Origin of the sequence: Streptomyces himastatinicus ATCC 53653, from assembly GCF_000158915.1 — a bacterium.
Classification (GTDB): Bacteria; Actinomycetota; Actinomycetes; order Streptomycetales; family Streptomycetaceae; genus Streptomyces; species Streptomyces himastatinicus.
Window position 1 is genome coordinate 374,559 of the sequence record NZ_GG657754.1, and the last position, 2,311, is coordinate 376,869.

The window sequence follows — 2,311 nt, forward strand, 5'->3', positions numbered from 1 at the left end:
CCCGGAGTCCTCGGGCCAGGACGCGCTGCCCGCCTTCGCGAGCCTGCGCCAGGTGGACACCGAGCGGTTCCTGTACGAGGCGTGCCTGGAGGCGGGCGTGGACTTCCGCTTCGACGCCGAGGTGACCGGGGTCGAGGCCACCGGCACCGGGGTGACGGTGACCGCGGCGGACGGCGACGGCTGGACGGCCGGTCATGTGATCGCCGCCGACGGGGCCCGCTCCGGGGTGCGCAAGGCGCTGGACATCCCGCTGGAGGGCACCCGTTCCGAGGGCTATCACGTGGTGGTGGACGTGGCGGATCCGGCGGGCGCGGAGATGTCGGCCGAACGGGTCTTCCACTACGAGCACCCCGCCGCCGGCGGCCGCACCGTGCTGCGGGTGCCGTTCACCGGCGGCTTCCAGGTCGACCTCCAGTGCCGGGCGGACGACCCGCCGGGCACGTACGACACCGAGCAGGCGGTGCGCCGCTGGCTGCCCCGGCTGGTGGGCGCGGACTGCGCGCACCATGTGCTGTGGGTGTCCCGGTACCACTTCCTGCGCAAGGTGGCCGCGTCGTTCACCGATCCGACCGGCCGGGTGCTGCTGGCGGGCGAGGCGGCCCATCTGTTCCCGCCCTTCGGGGCGCGCGGGATGAACAGCGGGATCGCGGACGCGGTCTCGGCTGCCGACGCCATATCGGTGGCATGCTCCGACCCGTCGAGGGCACCCGTGGCCATCGGCGAGTTCGCTTCCACCCGTCGCCGTGCCGCGCTGTTCAACAGCGTGGCCGCGGGGGCGGCCCTGGACCATATGCGGCCGCGCCGCTGGGGGCGGATGACCCAGCGCGCGGCGGCCACGCTGGCCCCGGTGGTCCCCCGGTGCGGTGCGTGGCTGGAGCACGCCCCGTACGGCCCCCGCAGCGGCCCGATGGCCGACGCGGCGCGGAAGTACTGACGGTGGAGGGGAACGAAGGCGTGGACACGGACATGATCACCGCACAGGACACCGATCGGGAGCGGCGCTCGGACCAGCACCAGTGGACGCTGATGTGGCGCGAGGACGGCGGGCTGATGCCCTCCCGCCCGGTGCCCGACAGCGCGCTGCTGGCCGCCGACTCCTGGCTGGTCGACGAGGGCCGGGTACGGGCGCTGGCCCACCACCACCGGCGGTTCGCCGCCGCGTGCGCCGAGGCGACGGGCGACTCCCCGGCCCGGATCGAGAGCTTCTGGCAGGACGCGGCGGCGGCGCTGCCGCGCACCGGCCGCTGGTTCCCGCGGGTCGAGCTGGCCGGTCCCGAACCGGCCCGGCTCTATCTGCGGATACGGCCCGCACCGCCCCGGACGGCCAATGTGGCCGTCTGTCTGACCGAGGAGTTCGATCCGCGCATCCATCCGCGCCGCAAGGGGCCGGATCTGTCCCTGCTGGCGCATCTGCGCCACCGGGCCGCCCAGCGCGGCGCGCAGGAGCTGCTGCTCACCACCCCCTCGGGTCTGGTGCTGGAGGGGACGACGGCGAACGTCCTGTGGTGGGAGGACGACGTCCTGTGCCTGCCGCCGCCGGACCTGCCGCTGCTGGCGGGCGTCACCACGACGCTGATCCAGGAGCGCGCGGCGGAGCTGGGGGTGCGTACCGAACACCGCCGGTGTCCCGTCCAGGAGCTGGACGGGCGCGAGGTGTGGCTGGTCAACGCGTTGCACGGGATCCGTCCCGTGACCGCGTGGCTCGGCCGTCCGCTGCGCGCGGGGCCGGCCCTGCGCGCCGCTTCCTGGCAGAGCTGGCTCGACAGCTGTGCCGATGTCCTCATGCCGATGAACGGAGTTCACCCATGACCGCGACCGCACCCGGCCCGCAGGCCACCACCGCCCGGCTGGAGCTGAAGAAGCTGGCCCCGAAGGTGTCCGCCGCGATGGGTGCCCTGCACGCGGCGGCCGTCGACGCGGCGCAGGAGGCGAAGGTCGAGCCCGAGCTGCTCGAACTGGTCAGAATCCGCGCCTCCCAGCTCAACGGCTGCGCGTTCTGCCTGGACATGCACACCAAGGACGCCCGGGCCCAGGGCGAGACCGAGCAGCGCATCTACGCCCTGAACGCCTGGCGGGAGACCCCGTTCTTCACCGAGCGCGAGCGGGCCGCGCTCGCCCTGACCGAGGCGGTGACCGATGTCCAGGACGGCCATGTCCCGGACGAGGTCCACCGGGCCGCGTCCGAGGTGTTCGACGAACCGCAGATGGCCGCGTTGATCTTGGGCCCGCGGTTCGTCATCAACGCCGTACAACCGCAACGGCGATTCAAGCGCCCCGAATGGGTGCCCCGGGCGCCTATCAGCCCGCCCCC

Annotated in this window: 2 protein-coding genes and 1 pseudogene; all 3 read left to right on the forward strand. The window is 73.8% G+C overall.

All coding sequences use genetic code 11. The features are described 5' to 3' along the window. A partial coding sequence (locus tag SSOG_RS01580) for an FAD-dependent oxidoreductase (protein WP_106516335.1) occupies positions 1 to 934 on the forward strand: 934 nt, incomplete at its 5' end. Between the two features lie 32 nt (positions 935 to 966). Then, a complete protein-coding gene (locus SSOG_RS01585; protein WP_050800235.1) occupies positions 967 to 1,809 on the forward strand; it encodes an aminotransferase class IV in 843 nt (280 codons plus the stop codon). Continuing rightward, a pseudogene (locus SSOG_RS01590) lies at positions 1,806 to 2,311 on the forward strand (carboxymuconolactone decarboxylase family protein); the annotation flags it as partial. The gene SSOG_RS01585 and the pseudogene SSOG_RS01590, both read left to right, overlap by 4 nt.